At 73.6% G+C, this 16,140-nt stretch carries 17 protein-coding genes; 7 read left to right on the top strand and 10 right to left on the bottom strand.

Annotated elements, in window-relative coordinates; translation table 11 throughout:
* Positions 1 to 43 precede the first annotated feature (43 nt).
* The gene (locus ACFXAM_RS25475; RefSeq protein WP_380294556.1) at positions 44 to 1,033 is read left to right on the top strand and encodes an alpha/beta fold hydrolase; all 990 of its coding nucleotides are present in this window, start codon (positions 44 to 46) and stop codon (positions 1,031 to 1,033) included.
* Between the two features lie 177 nt (positions 1,034 to 1,210).
* The gene (locus ACFXAM_RS25470) at positions 1,211 to 1,483 is read left to right on the top strand and encodes a hypothetical protein (protein WP_380294555.1); all 273 of its coding nucleotides are present in this window, start codon (positions 1,211 to 1,213) and stop codon (positions 1,481 to 1,483) included.
* 128 nt (positions 1,484 to 1,611) lie between these two features.
* On the opposite strand, the gene ACFXAM_RS25465 is transcribed toward ACFXAM_RS25470, so the two are convergent.
* The 4 genes from ACFXAM_RS25465 to ACFXAM_RS25450 form a co-directional block, all read right to left on the bottom strand.
* A complete protein-coding gene (locus tag ACFXAM_RS25465; RefSeq protein ID WP_380294554.1) occupies positions 1,612 to 2,796 on the bottom strand; it encodes a MarP family serine protease in 1,185 nt (394 codons plus the stop codon).
* Positions 2,797 to 3,016: 220 nt separating this feature from the next.
* Entirely contained in the window at positions 3,017 to 3,778 is a 762-nt protein-coding gene (locus tag ACFXAM_RS25460; protein WP_380294553.1) for an NUDIX hydrolase, read from the bottom strand.
* Entirely contained in the window at positions 3,775 to 4,650 is an 876-nt protein-coding gene (gene nth / locus ACFXAM_RS25455; RefSeq protein WP_380294552.1) for an endonuclease III, read from the bottom strand. The genes ACFXAM_RS25460 and nth overlap by 4 nt, the downstream gene beginning before the upstream one ends.
* 90 nt (positions 4,651 to 4,740) lie before the next feature.
* Positions 4,741 to 5,709, bottom strand: a complete 969-nt coding sequence (locus ACFXAM_RS25450) for a beta-ketoacyl-ACP synthase III (RefSeq protein WP_380294551.1) — start codon at positions 5,707 to 5,709, stop codon at positions 4,741 to 4,743.
* Between the two features lie 102 nt (positions 5,710 to 5,811).
* Here ACFXAM_RS25450 and ACFXAM_RS25445 point away from each other — a divergent pair, with 102 nt between their 5' ends.
* Complete coding sequence (locus tag ACFXAM_RS25445; protein ID WP_380294550.1) at positions 5,812 to 6,480, top strand: TetR/AcrR family transcriptional regulator; 669 nt, start codon at positions 5,812 to 5,814, stop codon at positions 6,478 to 6,480.
* A gap of 375 nt (positions 6,481 to 6,855) precedes the next feature.
* Positions 6,856 to 7,530 carry a Crp/Fnr family transcriptional regulator gene (locus ACFXAM_RS25440; RefSeq protein ID WP_030288117.1) on the top strand — a complete coding sequence of 225 codons (675 nt, stop codon included), beginning with the start codon at positions 6,856 to 6,858 and terminating at the stop codon, positions 7,528 to 7,530.
* A gap of 160 nt (positions 7,531 to 7,690) precedes the next feature.
* Here the strand turns inward: ACFXAM_RS25440 and ACFXAM_RS25435 are convergent, their stop codons facing one another.
* From ACFXAM_RS25435 to ACFXAM_RS25415, 5 genes are all read right to left on the bottom strand, one after another.
* The gene (locus tag ACFXAM_RS25435) at positions 7,691 to 8,518 is read right to left on the bottom strand and encodes an MBL fold metallo-hydrolase (protein ID WP_380294549.1); all 828 of its coding nucleotides are present in this window, start codon (positions 8,516 to 8,518) and stop codon (positions 7,691 to 7,693) included.
* Positions 8,515 to 8,694 (bottom strand): hypothetical protein, encoded by a 180-nt coding sequence (locus tag ACFXAM_RS25430; protein ID WP_380294548.1) that lies wholly within the window; start codon positions 8,692 to 8,694, stop codon positions 8,515 to 8,517. The genes ACFXAM_RS25435 and ACFXAM_RS25430 overlap by 4 nt, the downstream gene beginning before the upstream one ends.
* A gap of 77 nt (positions 8,695 to 8,771) precedes the next feature.
* On the bottom strand, positions 8,772 to 9,650 hold the full coding sequence (locus ACFXAM_RS25425) for an NUDIX hydrolase (protein ID WP_380294547.1): 879 nt from the start codon (positions 9,648 to 9,650) through the stop codon (positions 8,772 to 8,774).
* 90 nt (positions 9,651 to 9,740) lie between these two features.
* Positions 9,741 to 10,211: a RidA family protein gene (locus ACFXAM_RS25420; RefSeq protein ID WP_344338870.1), complete on the bottom strand. Its 471-nt coding sequence runs from the start codon at positions 10,209 to 10,211 to the stop codon at positions 9,741 to 9,743.
* Entirely contained in the window at positions 10,208 to 10,366 is a 159-nt protein-coding gene (locus ACFXAM_RS25415; protein WP_350541473.1) for a DUF4177 domain-containing protein, read from the bottom strand. Before ACFXAM_RS25415 ends, ACFXAM_RS25420 begins: the two co-directional genes overlap by 4 nt.
* Positions 10,367 to 10,566: 200 nt before the next feature.
* On the opposite strand from ACFXAM_RS25415, the gene ACFXAM_RS25410 reads away from it, so the two are divergent.
* Together ACFXAM_RS25410 and ACFXAM_RS25405 are read left to right on the top strand one after the other, a co-directional pair.
* Positions 10,567 to 11,649, top strand: coding sequence for an ArsA-related P-loop ATPase (locus ACFXAM_RS25410; protein ID WP_380294546.1), 1,083 nt, complete (start codon positions 10,567 to 10,569; stop codon positions 11,647 to 11,649).
* A 38-nt stretch (positions 11,650 to 11,687) separates the two neighbouring features.
* Positions 11,688 to 12,860, top strand: a complete 1,173-nt coding sequence (locus tag ACFXAM_RS25405) for an ArsA family ATPase (RefSeq protein WP_380294562.1) — start codon at positions 11,688 to 11,690, stop codon at positions 12,858 to 12,860.
* Between the two features lie 90 nt (positions 12,861 to 12,950).
* Here the strand turns inward: ACFXAM_RS25405 and ACFXAM_RS25400 are convergent, their stop codons facing one another.
* On the bottom strand, positions 12,951 to 13,274 hold the full coding sequence (locus tag ACFXAM_RS25400; RefSeq protein ID WP_344338874.1) for a WhiB family transcriptional regulator: 324 nt from the start codon (positions 13,272 to 13,274) through the stop codon (positions 12,951 to 12,953).
* A 423-nt stretch (positions 13,275 to 13,697) separates the two neighbouring features.
* On the opposite strand from ACFXAM_RS25400, the gene ACFXAM_RS25395 reads away from it, so the two are divergent.
* Positions 13,698 to 16,043 carry a transglycosylase domain-containing protein gene (locus tag ACFXAM_RS25395; protein ID WP_380294545.1) on the top strand — a complete coding sequence of 782 codons (2,346 nt, stop codon included), beginning with the start codon at positions 13,698 to 13,700 and terminating at the stop codon, positions 16,041 to 16,043.
* Positions 16,044 to 16,140 lie beyond the last annotated feature (97 nt).

Here is a 16,140-nt window from a genome sequence, read left to right as displayed (position 1 = left end):
TGCCGGGCGCGTGTCCGGCGCGCGGATGTGACACGCTCTCGGTATGTCGCTCGACCAGAAGCCCGTGCCCGCGCAGCCGTCCGACAGCTCCGGCCTCTCCACCCCCGGTGACGCCCAGGACGCGTCCCCGGCCTCCTGGGACGTCCGGCAGGCCGGGCCGTGGATCCACCGCGACCTCGCCGCCAACGGCGCGCGGTTCCACATCGCCGAGCTCGGCGAGGGCCCGCTGGTCCTGCTGGTGCACGGCTGGCCCGAGTACTGGTGGGCCTGGCGCCACCAGCTGACCGCGCTGGCCGCGGCCGGCTACCGGGCCGTCGCCGTGGACCTGCGCGGCATCGGCGGCAGCGACCGCACCCCGCGCGGCTACGACCCCGGCAACCTCGCGCTGGACATCACCGGGGTGATCCGCTCCCTCGGCGAGAACCGGGCGCACCTGGTCGGCCACGCCTCCGGCGGCACGCTGTCCTGGGTGGCGGCCGTGATGCGGCCCTCGGTGATCCAGAGCCTCACCGTGGTCTCGGCCGCGCACCCCCGTGACCTCCGCCGGGCGCTGCTGACCGACCGCAAGCAGATGGCCGCCTTCGAGCACGTGCTGGGCTTCCAGCGCCCGTGGATACCGGAGCGGCGCCTGGTGGCCGACGACGCCGCGCTGGTCGGCCGCTACCTGGACGCCTGGACCGGCCGCAACCAGCTGGACCGCGCGACGGTGGCCGCGTACCGGCAGGCGATCCAGATCCCCAGCACCGCACACTGCTCGATCGAGCCCTACCGGTGGCTGCTGCGCTCAATGGCCCGCCCGGACGGCATCCAGTTCGCCCGCCGGATGAAGAAGCCGATCACCGCGCCCACCCTGCACGTCCAGGGCGCGGCGGACCCGGTGCTCCTGTCGCACACCGCGCTGGGCGGCGGCGAGTACGTGGCCGCGCCGTACCGCTGGCGGCTGATGCCGGGGATCGGGCACTTCCCGCACGAGGAGGCGCCGGAGCAGTTCACCGCCGAGCTGCTGGACTGGATCGGCCGGCACAAGGACTGAGGGTGCAACGGCCCGCCACCGGGAAAGGGCACGGGGCGATGGTCCCGGCGCCCGGATGGCCGAACAGGGCCGAAGGTCCCAACTCCCTTGATTTGGCGTTCATATGACAAACGCATAGGCCCGGTTGGTGGCCCGCCGGGCGGTTACCCCCGTCGGCCCAGGGGCATCCATTGCGGTATGACCTGGATGCCCGATCGCGGCGGCGCCCCGCGCGGCCGACAGCACAGCAACAGCCCGCAGCGTTCCGCCCACCGCCCCGAGTGGGCGGACGAGCACGGCTACGACGGCGGCTACGACACCGGCTTCGAATCCGGCTACGACTCCGGTTTCGAGAGCGGTTTCGACGGTGCGGGCGGCCACCCCCGCACGGCGCAGCGGCAGCTCGGCATCCCGCACATCCTCGGCCGCCGCGCCCGCTGGGTGGGTGCCCGGCTCCGCCGCGACACCTGACCGGTCCGGTCCGGTTCCACCACGGCACCCGACGGTCCGGGTTCCACCACAGTGCCCGACCGGCCCCGCCCCACCACAGCGCCCGACCGGCCCGGGGCCGGCCGGGACCCGCCCGGCCGGCCCCGCCGTCAGAGCGCGCAGCCCTGGGTGTCCACCCGGCCCGTCGCCGTGACGCCCTGCTCGGCGTCCTGCCGCACCTCGGCGGCGGTCAGCACGTACCCGGTGTCCGCGCTGTCCAGCGACTTCGCGAACACCATCCCGTACACCTGGCCGTCCGGCGTGAGCAGCGGGCCGCCGCTGTTGCCCTGGCGGACCAGCGAACGCACCGAGTAGACGTCCCGGACGACCTGCCCGCGGTGGTAGATGTCCGGGCCGTTGGCCTGGATCCGGCCGCGGATGCGGGCCGGCTGGACGTTGAAGGCGCCGTTCTCGGGGAAGCCCGCGACGATCGCGCTGTCGTTGGTCTTCGCCTCGCCCGCGAAGGCGAGCGGCGGCGCGTTCAGCTTGGGCACGTCGAGGACGGCGATGTCGCGCTGCCAGTCGTAGCTGACCACCGTCGCGTCGTACAGCTGTCCGACACCGCCGATCTGCACGGTCGGCTCGTCGACGCCGCCGACCACGTGGGCGTTGGTCATCACCCGGTGCGGGGCGTAGACGAAGCCGCTGCCCTCCAGCGTCTTGCCGCAGGCGGTGGCGGTGCCGACCACCTTGACCAGGCTCTGCCGCGCCTTCGCCACCGCCGGGCTGCCGGCCAGCGCCGGGTCGGGGGTGTCGACCTGGGTGATCGGCTCGTGTTCGAAGGGGTTGAACACCTGCGGGAAGCCGTTGCGGGCGAGCACCTTGGAGAAGTCCGAGAACCAGTTGGGCGCGTCCGAGGGCAGGGCGTCCTGGACGCCGCCGAGGACGGCCGAGGTGCGGACCTGCTTGGAGACGGTCGGCAGGGACGTCCCGGCGAGCGCCGAGCCGATCAGCCAGGCCACCAAGAGCATCGAGATCACGTTGACCACGGATCCGCCCACCGCGTCCAGGGCCCGGGCCGGACGGCGGTCGATGTGGCCGCGCAGCTTCCAGCCGAAGTGGGTGGTGATCGCCTGGCCGGTCGCCGCCAGCACGATCACCACCACCACGGCGATCACCGAGGCGGCCGTCCCGGGGCTGAGGTGGTCGAGCAGCAGCGGCAGCAGCTGGACGGCGAGCAGGCCGCCGCCCAGGAAGCCGAGGACCGACAGCACGCCGACCACGAAGCCCTGCCGGTAGCCCGAGACGGCGAAGCCGACGGCCGCGGCGATCAACAGCACATCCAGGACGTTCACCCGGACACCCTCCCACGACGGACCACCCGGCCGGAGGGACGACCGCCGAATCCGGCCCGGACCGCCCGGGGAGGCACGCCCGCCCCGACCGCACGGGGAAACACGCCCGCCCCGACCGCCCGGGGAGGCACGCCACCCCCGACCGCGCCACGCCTCCCGCCCACCGTCCCGCGGTTCACGGCCCGGTCGCCGCGGCGGGCAGCACCACCACCCCTGCGGTTCACAGCGCCCCGGCGTCGCGGCCGAGCACCGCGCGGGAGCGTTCCAGATCGCCCTGCACCAGCGCCAGCGCCTCGTCCGAGAGGTCCACGATCCGGCCGGCGTCCCACGGCAGCTCCAGGCCGCTGTGGTGCAGCACCCGGTCGATCACCCCGGCGGTGAAGCCCCAGACCAGCCGCCCGCCGACCGCGAAGGCCGGCCCCAGGTGGCCGGACGGGTGGCGCAGCCGGGCCCGGTTGGCCGGGTCGGTGAGCTCCGTGATCGGCACCCGGAACACCGCGCCGGTCTCCCCCAGGTCCACCGGGCGGACCGGCGACTCCTCGCGCCACCAGCCGAGCACCGGGGTCACCACGAACCGGCTGACCGGGATGTACAGCGCGGGCAGGGTCGCGAAGACCTGCACGCCGTCCGGCTCCAGCCCGGTCTCCTCCCACGCCTCGCGCAGCGCCGCCGCCACCGGCCCGGGCCCCGCCGGGTCGCCGTCCTCCGGATCCAGCGCGCCGCCCGGGAAGGACGGCTGTCCGGCGTGCGAGCGCAGCGAGCGGGCCCGCTCGATCAGCAACAGGTCCGGTCCGGACGCGCCCTCGCCGAACAGCATCAGCACCGCGGCGGCCCGGCCGCCCTCGGGCGGCGGCAGGAAGAGGCTCAGCTGCTCGGGCAGCACCCGCTCCGCGGCCTCCCGGACCGGCTCCAGCCAGACCGGCAGCCCGTCCCGCTCGACCTGCGGCACCCGCGGCACCCGCGGCTCCCCTCGCCCGCTCACTCGGCCACCGCCAGGTCGGCGACCTCGCCGTGGTGCGCGGCGGCGTCCGCGCGGGCGCCGGCCTCGCCGGGGAAGTCGGCGGGCGGCCGCAGCCGCTGGCCCGGGTGGCCGCCCAGCTCGTACTTCAGCAGCTTCCGCGCCTTCTCCGGGTCGGTCTCGCCCTCCCCGTAGGAGGGGCAGAGCGGTGCGATCGGGCAGGCCCCGCAGGCCGGCTTCTGGGAGTGGCAGATGCGCCGGCCGTGGAAGACCACCCGGTGCGAGAGCATCGTCCACTCGGACTTCGGGAAGATCCCCGCGACCGCCGCCTCGACCTTCACCGGGTCGTCCTCGGCGGTCCAGCCGAAGCGGCGGGCCAGCCGCCCGAAGTGGGTGTCCACGGTGATCCCGGGGACTCCGAAGGCGTTGCCGAGGACGACGTTGGCGGTCTTGCGGCCGACGCCGGGCAGGGTGACCAGGTCGGCCAGCCGGCCGGGGACCTCCCCGTCGAACTCGTCGCGCAGCGCGATCGACAGGCCGATCAGCGACTTCGCCTTGTTCCGGAAGAACCCGGTCGGCCGGATGATCTCCTCCAGCTCGGCCGGGTTCGCCGCCGCCATGTCCTCCGGCGTCGGGTACTTCGCGAACAGCGCCGGTGTCGTCTGGTTCACCCGCAGGTCGGTGGTCTGCGCCGACAGCACCGTCGCCACCAGCAGCTGGAAGGGGTTCTCGAAGTCCAGCTCCGGGTGCGCGTACGGGTACAGCTCCGCCAGTTCCCGGTTGATCCTCCGGGCCCTGCGCACCATCGCCAGCCGCGATTCCGGCTTGCGCACCTTGACCGCCCTGCCCGCCGGCTGCCCCGCAGACGCGGTCTTCCGGACCTTGCTCTCTGCCATGCGTGAAGGCTACGCCGGACGGCCGCGCTCCTGCGGCGGATCGGCCGGGCCCGCGCCCCCGGCCGGTGGCCGCGCGCCGGTCGGCACGTGTCAGGGGCAGGTGACGACCTGACCGGCCCAGGAGAGGCCGCCGCCGAAGCCGAGCAGCAGGGCGGGGGCGCCGGTCGGCACCTCGCCGCGCTCGACGAGCTTGGCGAGGGCGAGCGGCACGGAGGCGGCCGAGGTGTTGCCGGACTCGACGACGTCGCGGGCCACCACCGCGCCGGTGGCACCGAGGCGGTCGGCCAGCGCCTCGACGATCCGCAGGTTGGCCTGGTGGGTGACCACCGCGCCCAGGTCGGCGGGGGCGAGGCCGGCCCGGCGGCAGGCCTCCTCGGCGATCGGCGCCAGGGTGGTGGTCGCCCAGCGGTAGACGGTCTGGCCCTCCTGGCGGAAGTGCGGGCGCCAGCCGTCGTCCAGCCGGACGGCGTGGCCCCGCGTCGGGTCGGAGCCCCAGACCACCGGCCCGACACCCGGACGCCCGGTGCCCGCGGTGGCCGACGTGGCCGCGGTGTCCGGGCCGAGCACGGCGGCGCCCGCGCCGTCGCCGAGCAGGACGCAGGTGGAGCGGTCCGTCCAGTCGGTGACGTCGCTCATCCGTTCGGCGCCGACGACCAGCGTGTGGCGGGCGGCGCCGGCCCGGACGGCGTGGTCGGCGGTGGCCAGCGCGGTGCAGAAGCCGGCGCAGCCGTTGTTGACGTCGAAGCCGACGGCGGCCGGGATGCCCAGCCGCCCGGCGACCTGGGTGCCGATGTTCGGGCAGCGGCCCATCGCGGTGCAGGTCGCGACCACCACCAGGTCGATCTCGTCGGGCGCCAGTCCGGCGGCGGCGAGCGCCTTGCCGGCGGCGGCCGCGGCGAGGTCGGTGACGGTCTCGTCCTCGGCGATCCGGCGGGTCACGATGCCGGTGCGCTGCCGGATCCACTCGTCGCTGGTGTCGACCAGCCGGGCGAGGTCGTGGTTGGTCAGGACCTTCGCGGGCTGGTGGTGGCCCAGCGCGACGATGCGGGAACCCGGCATGGCTGCTCCTCGGGGACGGGGCGGTGATGGGGCGTCATCACGCCGGACTATAGCGTCCGAACGGTCGGACTCTAAAACCCCGGCGCTCGCTACACTGGCGCGGTGAGCCCGAGAAGATCCGCCGCCGACAGCCGCCGGACCCGCGACGCGATCCTGGCCCGCGGCCTGGACCTCGCCTCGGTCGAGGGGCTGGAGGGCCTGACCATCGGCCGGCTCGCCACCGACCTGTCGATGAGCAAGTCCGGCGTCCTCGGGCACTTCGGCACCAAGGAGTGCCTGCAGCTGGCCGTCGTCGACGAGGCCGTCGCGATGTTCGTCCGCGAGGTGGTGCGGCGCTCGGAGACCGCCGGGGCCGCGCCGGGCCTGCCGCTGCTGCTCGCCCAGTGCGAGGCCTGGGTCTCCTACCTGGAGCGCGACCTGCTGCCCGGTGGCTGCTTCTTCACCACGGTGAGCGCGGAGTTCGACGACCGGGAGCCCGGGCCGGTCCGCTCGGCGGTGGTGGCCCGCAACGCGCTCTGGCAGCGCCGGGTGCGCCACCAGGTCGAGCTGGCGGTCGCCGCCGGACAGCTGCCCGCCGGAACGGAACCGGAGCAGACCGTCTTCGAGCTGACCGGCCAGGTTCTCGCGCTCAACCACGCCCGCCGGCTGTACGGCGACCGGCGGGCGGCCGACCGCGCCCGGCGGGCGATGCGGCGGCTGCTCGGGCTGCCCGCCCCGGCCGCCGGGCGGCCCGCGACGCTCGCCGACCTGCCGGCGCCGTCGGAGGTCTGAAGGTCCACGGACCGGGCCGGCCCGCACCTGCCCCACCCGTACCCGGATCCGACCCCGACCCGTCACGACCCGACTCGACCCGCCACGACCCGACCCGTCACGACCCGCCGTGACCGAACCTGACCGGACTTGATCGAACCTGGCTTGATCACGACCGGCCCCGGCTGCACCACCCGGCCCCGCTGACCGGCTGACCTGCCGGTTCGGGCGGCTCCCGGGACGATTCCGGCGGTACGAATGGCCCCGCGCAGCACCCCTCGGAACACCCCCTCCTCATATGATCGGAGCGACATGCGCCATGCTTGGTGATGCAGAGCACTGTACGAACTTGTGCCGGAGGGCTTGACGGCCGGCCGGCCGAGAAGGAGGAAGCACGTGGACGACGTTCTGCGGCGCGCCGCACTCTTCGCGGCACTCGACGACGAACAGGCCGGCGAGCTGCGCGCTTCCATGACCGAGGTGACGCTCGCCCGCGGTGAGTCGCTGTTCCACGAGGGCGACCCGGGCGACCGGCTGTACGTCGTCGCCGAGGGCAAGGTCAAGCTGCACCGCGCCTCGCCGGACGGCCGCGAGAACATGCTCGCCGTCCTCGGCCCCAGCGAGATGATCGGCGAGCTCTCGCTGTTCGACCCGGGCCCGCGCACCGCCACCGCGAGCGCGCTGACCGAGGTCAAGCTGCTCGGCCTCGGCCACGGCGACCTCCAGCCCTGGCTGCACGCCCGCCCCGAGGTCTCGATCGCCCTGCTGCGCGCCATCGCCCGCCGCCTGCGCCGGACCAACGACGTGATGTCCGACCTGGTCTTCTCCGACGTGCCCGGGCGCGTCGCCAAGGCCCTGCTGGACCTCTCCCGCCGCTTCGGCGTGCAGTCCGAGGAGGGCATCCACGTCGCCCACGACCTCACCCAGGAGGAGCTGGCCCAGCTGGTCGGCGCCTCCCGCGAGACGGTCAACAAGGCGCTCGCCGACTTCGCCGGCCGCGGCTGGCTGAAGCTGGAGGCCCGCGCGGTCGTCCTGCTGGACGTCGAGCGGCTCTCCCGCCGCTCCCGGTAGCCGCGAACGCGCAGCCGCCGACAGCGCGACCGCGCACCACTCGCGACAGGGCCCGTACGCTCCGGCGTACGGGCCCTTCGCGTGCGGCCGGAGCGCGGCCGGTCCGCGGCCGGACAGGCGTCGGACGGGCGTCGGACAGGCGCCGGACGGGCGCCGGACGTCAGTCCGGAATGAGCCCGTGCTCCCGCAGATACTGCAGCTGGGCGCGGACCGACAGCTCGGCGGCCGGCCACAGCGCGCGGTCCACGTCCGCGTACACCCGGGCCACCACCTCGGCGGCCGTCCGGCAGCCGGTCTCGACCGCCGTCTCCACCTGGGCCAGCCGGCCGGCCCGGTGCGCGAGGTAGTAGTCCACCGCGCCGAGCGCGTCCGCGAGCACCGGCCCGTGGCCGGGCAGCACCGTCCGCACGCCGTGCTCGGCGGCCATGGTGTGCAGGTGGCGCAGCGAGTCCAGGTAGTCGCCGAGCCGGCCGTCCGGGTGGGCGACCATCGTGGTGCCGCGGCCGAGCACGGTGTCACCGGTGAGGACCGCGCCGTCCGCCGGCAGGTGGAAGGTCAGCGAGTCCGAGGTGTGGCCGGGCGTGGCCACCACCCGCAGGTCGAGACCGCCGACCTCCAGCCGCTGGCCGTGGGTGAGGCCCTCGGAGCCGAGCCGGTGCGCCGGGTCCAGCGCGCGGACCTCGGTGCGGGTCAGCTCGGCGAACCGGGCCGCGCCCTCGGAGTGGTCGGCGTGCCCGTGGGTCAGCAGGGTGAGCGCCACCCGCAGGCCCCGCTGCTCGGCGGTCTCGATCACCCGGCGCAGGTGGCCCTCGTGCAGCGGGCCCGGGTCGATCACCACCGCGAGGTCCGAGCCGGGCTCGGCGAGCAGCCAGGTGTTGGTGCCGTCCAGCGTCATCGGGGACGGGTTCGGCGCCAGCACGCAGTGCGCACGGGCGGTGGCCTCGCCGCCGATGGCGGCGGCGGGGTCACCGGGCAGGAGTCCGCTCACCGGCCGCCCTCTCCGTCGCGGTGCAACAGGCGCAGGGGCAGCGCCCGGACGAGGGCGCGCTGGGCCACCTCGGTGAAGCGGACCGGGCCGCTGTCGTCACAGGCCGGGGTGCGCGGGGTCAGGCTGCGGGCGGGCATCTCGGGTGCCGTCCGGCGAGCCACGTCATTGTGGGTCATCGGGCGTCGGTCCTTTCCGGGAGGAAGAAGAAGGGGACGGGCATGAGCGGGTCGTGCGGGCGAGGAGGGGCGCGGCGTCAGCCGACGCGTTCCTCGGGGAAGGTGCCGTCGATGGTCAGTTCGTCGTACCCCGGCCAGCGGACGGTCAGCCGCTCGCCGCGCACCTCGGCGCGGCCGAGCACCGGCTCCAGCGAGCGGCCGTCCGCCGCCTCCAGTGCCTCGGCGGCGCTGCGCACCGACAGCAGTTCGCGCAGCACGGTGACGGTGGGCGGCAGCATGCCGAACCGGCCCTCCTGGTGGCCGCGGACGGCCTCGGCCGGGGTGAGCCAGGCGACCCGGTCGGCCTCGCCGACCTCCCGGGCGGCGTCCTGACCGGGCGGCAGGGCGGCGACGAAGAACCAGGTGTCGTAGCGGCGCTCCTCGAACGCCGGGGTGATCCAGCGTGCCCAGCCGGCCAGCAGGTCGCTGCGCAGCAGCAGGCCGTGGTCGCGCAGGAAACCGGCGAAGGAGAGTTCGTGGGCCTCCAGGGCGGCGCGCTCGGCGCTCCAGTCGCGGGGCTCGGCGACGCTGCCGGCGTCCGGTCCCGCCAGCAGGACCCCGGCCTCCTCGAAGGTCTCGCGGACCGCGGCGCAGACCACCGCCTGCGCGGTCGCCGGGTCCACGCCGAGCCGCTCGGCCCAGGCGCGCGGGCCGGGACCGGCCCAGCCGATCTCCGCCTCGGCGTCCCGCCGGTCCACCCCGCCGCCCGGGTAGGCGTACATCCCGGCGGCGAACGCCATCGAGGTGCGGCGGCGCAGCAGGTACGCCTCGGGCGCGTCGCCCGCGGCCGTGTCCCTGAGCAGCACCACGGTGGCGGACGGCTTCGGCACGGGCGGGGTCAGCTCGCCCGCGTCGGCCGCCCGGATCCGGGCCGGCCAGCCGGGCGGCATCGGGAGCGTCCTTGCTCGCTGGTCCATGCCCGGATGCTAAGCGCCCGGGGGCGGGGTTGGACAGGGGTGATCCGTTGTCCTTCCCCGCCCCGGCGGGTCCTCGCGTCCGGGTGGGGCTCAGGCTCCGGCGCGGACGCGGACCTGCAGCTCGACCTCGACCGGGGCGTCCAGCGGCAGCACCGTGACGCCGACCGCGCTGCGGGCGTGCACGCCGGCCTCGCCGAGCACCTTGCCGAGCAGCTCGCTGGTGCCGTTGATCACCCCGGGCTGGCCGGTGAAGTCGGGGGCGGAGGCGACGAAGCCGACCACCTTGACGACCTGCTCGACCAGGTCGAGGTCGCCGATCACCGACTTGACGGCGGCCAGCGCGTTCAGCGCGCAGATCTGCGCGAGCTCCTTGGCCTCCTCCGGGGTGACCTCGGCGCCGACCTTGCCGGTGTTCGGCAGCTTGCCGCCCACCATCGGCAGCTGGCCGGAGGTGAAGACGAACTCACCCGTGCGCACCGCGGGCACGTAGGCGGCGACCGGGGCGGCCACCGGCGGCAGGGTCAGACCCAGCTCGGCGAGCTTCTCCTCGACCTTGCTCATGCCTGCTTCTCCCGCTTGAAGTAGGCCACCAGCTGCTCCGGGTTCGGGCCCGGTACGACCTGGACGAGCTCCCAGCCGTCCTCGCCGAAGTTGTCCAGGATCTGCTTCGTGGCGTGCACGAGCAGGGGTGCCGTCATGTATTCCCACTTGGTCATGGCCAGACTCTAGACGCTCCGTCCCGGCGGACCGGCACGGTCCGCGCCCCGGCGTGCTCCGGCGTGTGAGGTGGCCCACAAAGCGGGCATGATTCAGGTCCGGCCCCCGGGGTAGTCCCGGCATCCGGCGCGGTCCCTGGTTACCCTCGCGGGAGGGCACCCGCGAGGTGCCGGCTCTCGGAGACGGACGGAGACGGAGCGTGGCACGCACCCCCGGCCAGGCGGCCCGGCGCGATCCCGACTGGGAGGGCGTGCGGTTGCACGTGGTCAGCGGCAAGGGCGGAACCGGGAAGACCACGGTGGCCGCGGCGCTGGCGCTGGCGCTCGCCGCCCAGGGCCACCGGACGCTGCTGATCGAGGTGGAGGGCCGGCAGGGCATCGCCGAACTGTTCGGCATAGCGGCGCTGCCCTACGAGGAGCGCCGGATCGCCTCGGTCACCCCGGCCCAGCTCGGCCTGCCGGCCCGGGACGGCGCCGCGGCCGCGGGCGGCGAGGTGCACGCGCTCGCCATCGACACCGAGCAGGCCCTCCTTGAGTACCTCGACATGTTCTACAAGCTCGGCCGGGCCGGGAAGGCGCTGCAGAAGGTCGGCTTCGTCGACTTCGCCACCACCATCGCCCCCGGCGTCCGGGACGTCCTGTTGACCGGCAAGGCCTGCGAGGCCGCCCGCCGCAAGGGCCCGGACGGGCGCCGCCGGTACGACGCGGTGGTGATGGACGCGCCGCCGACGGGGCGGATCACCCGGTTCCTGAACGTCAACTCCGAGGTGGCGGGCCTGGCCCGGATCGGCCCGATCCACAGCCAGGCGCAGGCCGTGATGCGGGTGCTGAAGTCGGCGGAGACCGCCGTGCACCTGGTCACCCTGCTGGAGGAGATGCCGGTCCAGGAGACCGTGGACGGCTTCGCCGAGCTGCACGAGGCGGGGCTGCCGGTGGGCGGGGTGCTGGTCAACATGGTCCGGCCGCCCGTGCTGGACGCGGCGGCAGTGGCCGCGGTGGACGGCGACCACCGCGAGGAGGTCGCACTGGCCCTCGGCGAGGCCGGGCTCGGCGGGCGCTCGCGCAAGCCGGAGACCGTCCGGGCGGCGGTCGAGCCGCTGCTCGACCCGCTGCTGGAGCAGGCCAGGGAGCACGCCGAGCGGGTGGAGCTGGAGCGCGCGCGGCGCGCCGACCTGCAGCAGCTGAAGCTCCCGACGTACGAACTTCCGCTGCTGGGCGAGGGCGTGGACCTCGGCGGGCTCTACCGGCTGGCGGGCGAACTGAAGCGTCAGGGGGCAGCGTGAGCGGGCGGAACAGCGGGAGCGGCGGCGCGGGCGGCGGAGTGAACGGCGGAGCGAGCGGCGCCGACGGCAGCCGGCTCGCCGTGGACGGGCTGATCGACGACCCGAAGACCCGGATCATCGTCTGCTGCGGCTCCGGTGGTGTCGGCAAGACCACCACCGCGGCGGCCATCGGCCTGCGGGCCGCCGAGCGCGGCCGCAAGGTCGTCGTGCTGACCATCGACCCGGCCCGCCGGCTGGCGCAGTCGATGGGGCTGACCGAGCTCGACAACACCCCGCGGATCGTCAAGGGCGTGAGCGGCGAGGGCGAGCTGCAGGCCATGATGCTCGACATGAAGCGGACCTTCGACGAGGTCGTGCTCGCCCACGCCGAGCCCGAGCGGGCCCGCGCGATCATGGAGAACCCCTTCTACCAGTCCCTGTCGGCCGGCTTCGCGGGCACCCAGGAGTACATGGCGATGGAGAAGCTCGGCCAGCTGCGGGCGGCCGAGGAGTGGGACCTCATCGTCGTCGACACCCCGCCCTCGCGCTCCGCGCTGGACTTCCTGGACGCGCCGAACCGGCTCGGGTCCTTCCTGGACGGCAAGGTGATCCGGATCCTGACCGCGCCGGCCAAGGTCGGCGGCCGGTCCGCGATGAAGTTCCTGAACGCCGGGATGGGCCTGTTCACCGGCACCCTCGGCAAGATCTTCGGCGCCCAGCTGCTGACCGACGTGCAGACCTTCGTCAGCGCGATGGACTCGATGTTCGGCGGTTTCCGCGAACGCGCGGACCGCACGTACCAGCTGCTCCAGGCGCCGGGCACGGCGTTCCTGGTGGTGGCCGCTCCGGAGCGGGACGCGCTGCGCGAGGCGGCGTACTTCGTGGACCGGCTGGCCGCCGACCGGATGCCGCTGGCCGGGCTGGTGCTCAACCGCGTGCACGGGACGGGCGCGCCGCAGCTCACCGCCGAACGGGCGCTGGCCGCCGCCGAGGCGCTGGAGGAGAACGGCGCGGAGCACGCCTCGCCGGAGGCCGAGCTGCTCGCGGCCGGGCTGCTGCGGCTGCACGCCGAGCGGATGCAGGTAATGGTGCGCGAACGCCGGACCCGCGACCGCTTCGTCTCGGTCTACCCGGATGTGCCGATCGTCGAGGTCGCCGCACTGCCCGGGGACGTCCACGACCTGGACGGACTGCGGGCGATCGGCGAACGGCTCAGCGGCTCCACCGGCTGACGCCGGCCCCGGACACCGGTCGGCGCGGACACCGGTCGGCCCGGGCCCCCCAGCCCGGGCCGACCGACCGTCCTGCTACGACCCGGGGGCTCAGCCCGCCTGGGCGTAGTCCGTCAGTATCACGCCGGTGGCCAGCGAGGCCTCGTACTCCGTACGCGCCGTCTCCAGCAGCCGGCGCCACGAGATCACGGTCGGCCGGCGGCGCAGCAGCGCCCGGCGCTCGCGCTCGGTCATCCCGCCCCAGACCCCGAACTCCACCCGGTTGTCCAGCGCGTCCGCCAGGCACTCCGTGCGCACCGGGCACCCGCTGCACACCGCCTTGGCGCGGTTCTGCGCCGCCCCCTGGACGAACAGTTCGTCCGGATCGCTCGTGCGGCAGGCGGCCTGCGCACTCCAGTCGTCTACCCAGCCCATGCCGGCGCCGTCCTCTCCCGAATCGAGGCTCCCCCACGGCGGCAACGGCATATTCACCGTTGCCAGTTGAGGACGTTACGGAAGAACGACAGGTTGCAACAGCCCCTTCGGGCTCAATCTCGAATGACCCAATTGGACTATGGGTGGCGATCAGCTCACTCGTTGGAGTGATCGCAGGTCGCAAGCCTTGCCAGCCCGACGGGCGCCACTCTCGCCACGCGGGTCGTCACTCAGCGCTACCGGACACAGCGGTGCAGCGGGCGACAGCTGCCTCAAAAGCACCCCAGGAGCGGGCAATTCGGGCAATTCTCATCACTCACAAGAGTGATCGATGCTGACACAGCGAAGCTGTCGCAAGCTTGTGACAAGCGTAGGCGAACACCTGCCCCGGTGTGTGGCATTCGGCAACGTAGGGTTCTCCCCATGGCACCGAAGCGCCCCCAGGCATCCCCGCCCCCCGGCAACACCGGAGCTCCGCGCGGCAAGCGCCGCGGGTCACCGCTGGACTACGCGGGACACGGAGTGAAGTTCCTGGGGGTCAGTGTGCTCTCCGGCGTCCTGCTGGCCGGCATGGCCCTGCCTGCCGTCGGCGCGCTCGGGCTGACCGCCAAGAACACGGCGGAGGGCTTCTCCAACATCTCGGACGACTTCAAGACCCCGCCGCTCACCCAGGCGACCCAGATCTTCGACGCCAAGGGCGGGCTGATCGCCAAGGTGTACGAGCGCGACCGCACCGTCCTCACCGCCGACCAGATGTCGCCGTACATGCGGCAGGCCCAGGTCGACATCGAGGACGCCCGCTTCTACGAGCACGGCGCCGTCGACCTCAAGGGCGTGCTCCGCGCGATCAGCAAGAACGCGGAGAGCGGCACCGCCTCCCAGGGCGCCTCGACGCTCACCCAGCAGTACGTGAAGAACGTCAACGTCGAGAAGGCCGGTGACGACCAGGCCGCCGTCCTGGAGGCCCAGCGCAAGACCCTGGGCCGCAAGATCCAGGAGCTGAAGGTCGCGATCAAGCTGGAGGAGGACCTGACCAAGGACCAGATCCTCACCAACTACCTCAACATCACCTTCTACGGCCACCAGGCGTACGGCATCGAGGCCGCGTCCCAGCGCTACTTCAGCAAGTCCAACAAGGACCTCACCATCGCCGAGGCCGCCACCCTGGCCGGCCTGGTGCAGAACCCGTCGCAGTACGACCCGGTGCGCTTCCCGGACAACGCGGTGAAGCGGCGCAACGTCGTGATCGACAAGATGGTCGAGAACAAGCACGTCACCCCGGACCAGGCCAAGGAGGCCAAGGCCGCCCCGCTGGGCCTGAAGTACAAGGACCCGCAGAACGGCTGCATCACCGCCCAGGCGGGCATGGGCTTCTTCTGCGACTACGTCCGGCACGTGGTCAAGCAGGACCCGGTGTTCGGCAAGAACGCCGCCGAGCGCAAGAAGTTCTGGGACCAGGGCGGTCTGAACATCTACACCACCCTCGACCCGGACAAGCAGGCCGCCGCCCAGGCCGCCGTCACCACCAAGGTCAAGGTCACCGACCCGGTCTCGGCCGCCGCGACCATGATGGAGCCGGGCACCGGCAAGATCCTGGCGATGGCCCAGACCCGCCCGTACGGCCTGGAGCCGGCCAAGAACCAGACCGTCGTCAACCTCAACGTCGACGCGGCGATGGGCGGTGGCAACGGCTTCCAGCCCGGTTCGACGTTCAAGCCGATCATCGCCGCGGCCGCGCTCGAGAACGGCATGCCGCCCACCAAGGCGTACCCGTCCGAGAACCGCATCGAGTGGCCGACGATGAAGACCTGCGAAGGCACCTGGAAGAACACCGAGAAGGGCGACAAGCGCTACGTCCCGAACGAGAGCAAGAGCGAGGTCGGCCCCTACGAGCTGAAGCAGGCGATGGCCCTCTCGGTCAACACCTACTTCGTTCAGATGGAGCAGGAGATGGGCCTCTGCCCCGTCAAGCAGATGCTCGACAAGCTGGGCATCACCGCCACCGCGTCCGGTGACAAGATCGACGTCGTGCCCTCGATCACCCTGGGCACCAAGGAGATGTCGCCGCTGACCATGGCGAACGTCTACGCGACCTTCGCCGCCCGCGGCAAGCACTGCACGCCGATCGCGATCAACAAGATCACCACCGTCGACGGCAAGGACGTCAAGGTCCCGCAGACCAGCTGCACCCAGGCCTTCTCCGAGCAGACCGCCGACGCGATGAACACCGTCCTGCTCAACGTGACCGAGAAGGGCACCGGCGCCACCCTCGGCCTGGAGGACGGCCGCCAGATCGCCGGCAAGACCGGTACCACCGACAAGAAGAAGGCCGCCTGGTTCAGCGGCTACACCCCGCAGCTCGCGACCGCGGTCTGGATCGGCGGCCCGACCGGCGGCGTCGAGATGAAGAACATGAAGATCGGCGACACCTACTACGGCTCCGACGGCGTCTTCGGCGCCACCGGTCCCGGCCCGATCTGGAAGATGGCCATGGACGGCGCGCTGAAGGGCTCGCCCAAGGAGACCTTCCAGACCGTCGACATCCCGGACCCGGCCCCCAAGCCGGACCCGAACGCCACCGCCCCGGCCAGCCCGCCGGCCGACCCGAACGCGGGCGGCAACCCGCCGCCGGCCCCGAACCCCGGCATCCCCGGCACCAACGCGGGCGGTGTGATCGGCGGCGGCTTCACCTTCCCGCCCGGCGTCATCGGCGGCGGTGACGGGAACGGCAACGGGAACGGCAACGGCAACGGGCACGGCCGCCACTGAGCGGACGCCCGCCGAACGACGAGGGGCGCCCCCCCCCCGGGGCGCGCGGGGGGGGGGCCGCCGCCCCCCCCCCCCGGGGGCCCGGGGGGGGGCCCCC

The organism is Kitasatospora sp. NPDC059462, assembly GCF_042749955.1.
Taxonomy (GTDB): domain Bacteria; phylum Actinomycetota; class Actinomycetes; order Streptomycetales; family Streptomycetaceae; genus Kitasatospora.
Note: the sequence above shows the minus strand (reverse complement) of the source record. Positions and strands in the feature narration are given on the sequence as shown.

Bases quoted from the DNA above. Each gene is read 5' to 3' on its own strand.
- ACFXAM_RS25395 (WP_380294545.1), top strand. From the start codon at position 13,698: ATGGCACCGAAGCGCCCCCAGGCATCCCCGCCCCCCGGCAACACCGGA.
- ACFXAM_RS25430 (WP_380294548.1), bottom strand. From the start codon at position 8,694: ATGACCCACAATGACGTGGCTCGCCGGACGGCACCCGAGATGCCCGCC.
- ACFXAM_RS25450 (WP_380294551.1), bottom strand. From the start codon at position 5,709: ATGCCGGGTTCCCGCATCGTCGCGCTGGGCCACCACCAGCCCGCGAAG.
- ACFXAM_RS25420 (WP_344338870.1), bottom strand. From the start codon at position 10,211: ATGAGCAAGGTCGAGGAGAAGCTCGCCGAGCTGGGTCTGACCCTGCCG.
- nth (WP_380294552.1), bottom strand. From the start codon at position 4,650: ATGGCAGAGAGCAAGGTCCGGAAGACCGCGTCTGCGGGGCAGCCGGCG.
- ACFXAM_RS25415 (WP_350541473.1), bottom strand. From the start codon at position 10,366: ATGACCAAGTGGGAATACATGACGGCACCCCTGCTCGTGCACGCCACG.
- ACFXAM_RS25400 (WP_344338874.1), bottom strand. From the start codon at position 13,274: ATGGGCTGGGTAGACGACTGGAGTGCGCAGGCCGCCTGCCGCACGAGC.
- ACFXAM_RS25425 (WP_380294547.1), bottom strand. From the start codon at position 9,650: ATGGACCAGCGAGCAAGGACGCTCCCGATGCCGCCCGGCTGGCCGGCC.
- ACFXAM_RS25475 (WP_380294556.1), top strand. From the start codon at position 44: ATGTCGCTCGACCAGAAGCCCGTGCCCGCGCAGCCGTCCGACAGCTCC.
- ACFXAM_RS25470 (WP_380294555.1), top strand. From the start codon at position 1,211: ATGACCTGGATGCCCGATCGCGGCGGCGCCCCGCGCGGCCGACAGCAC.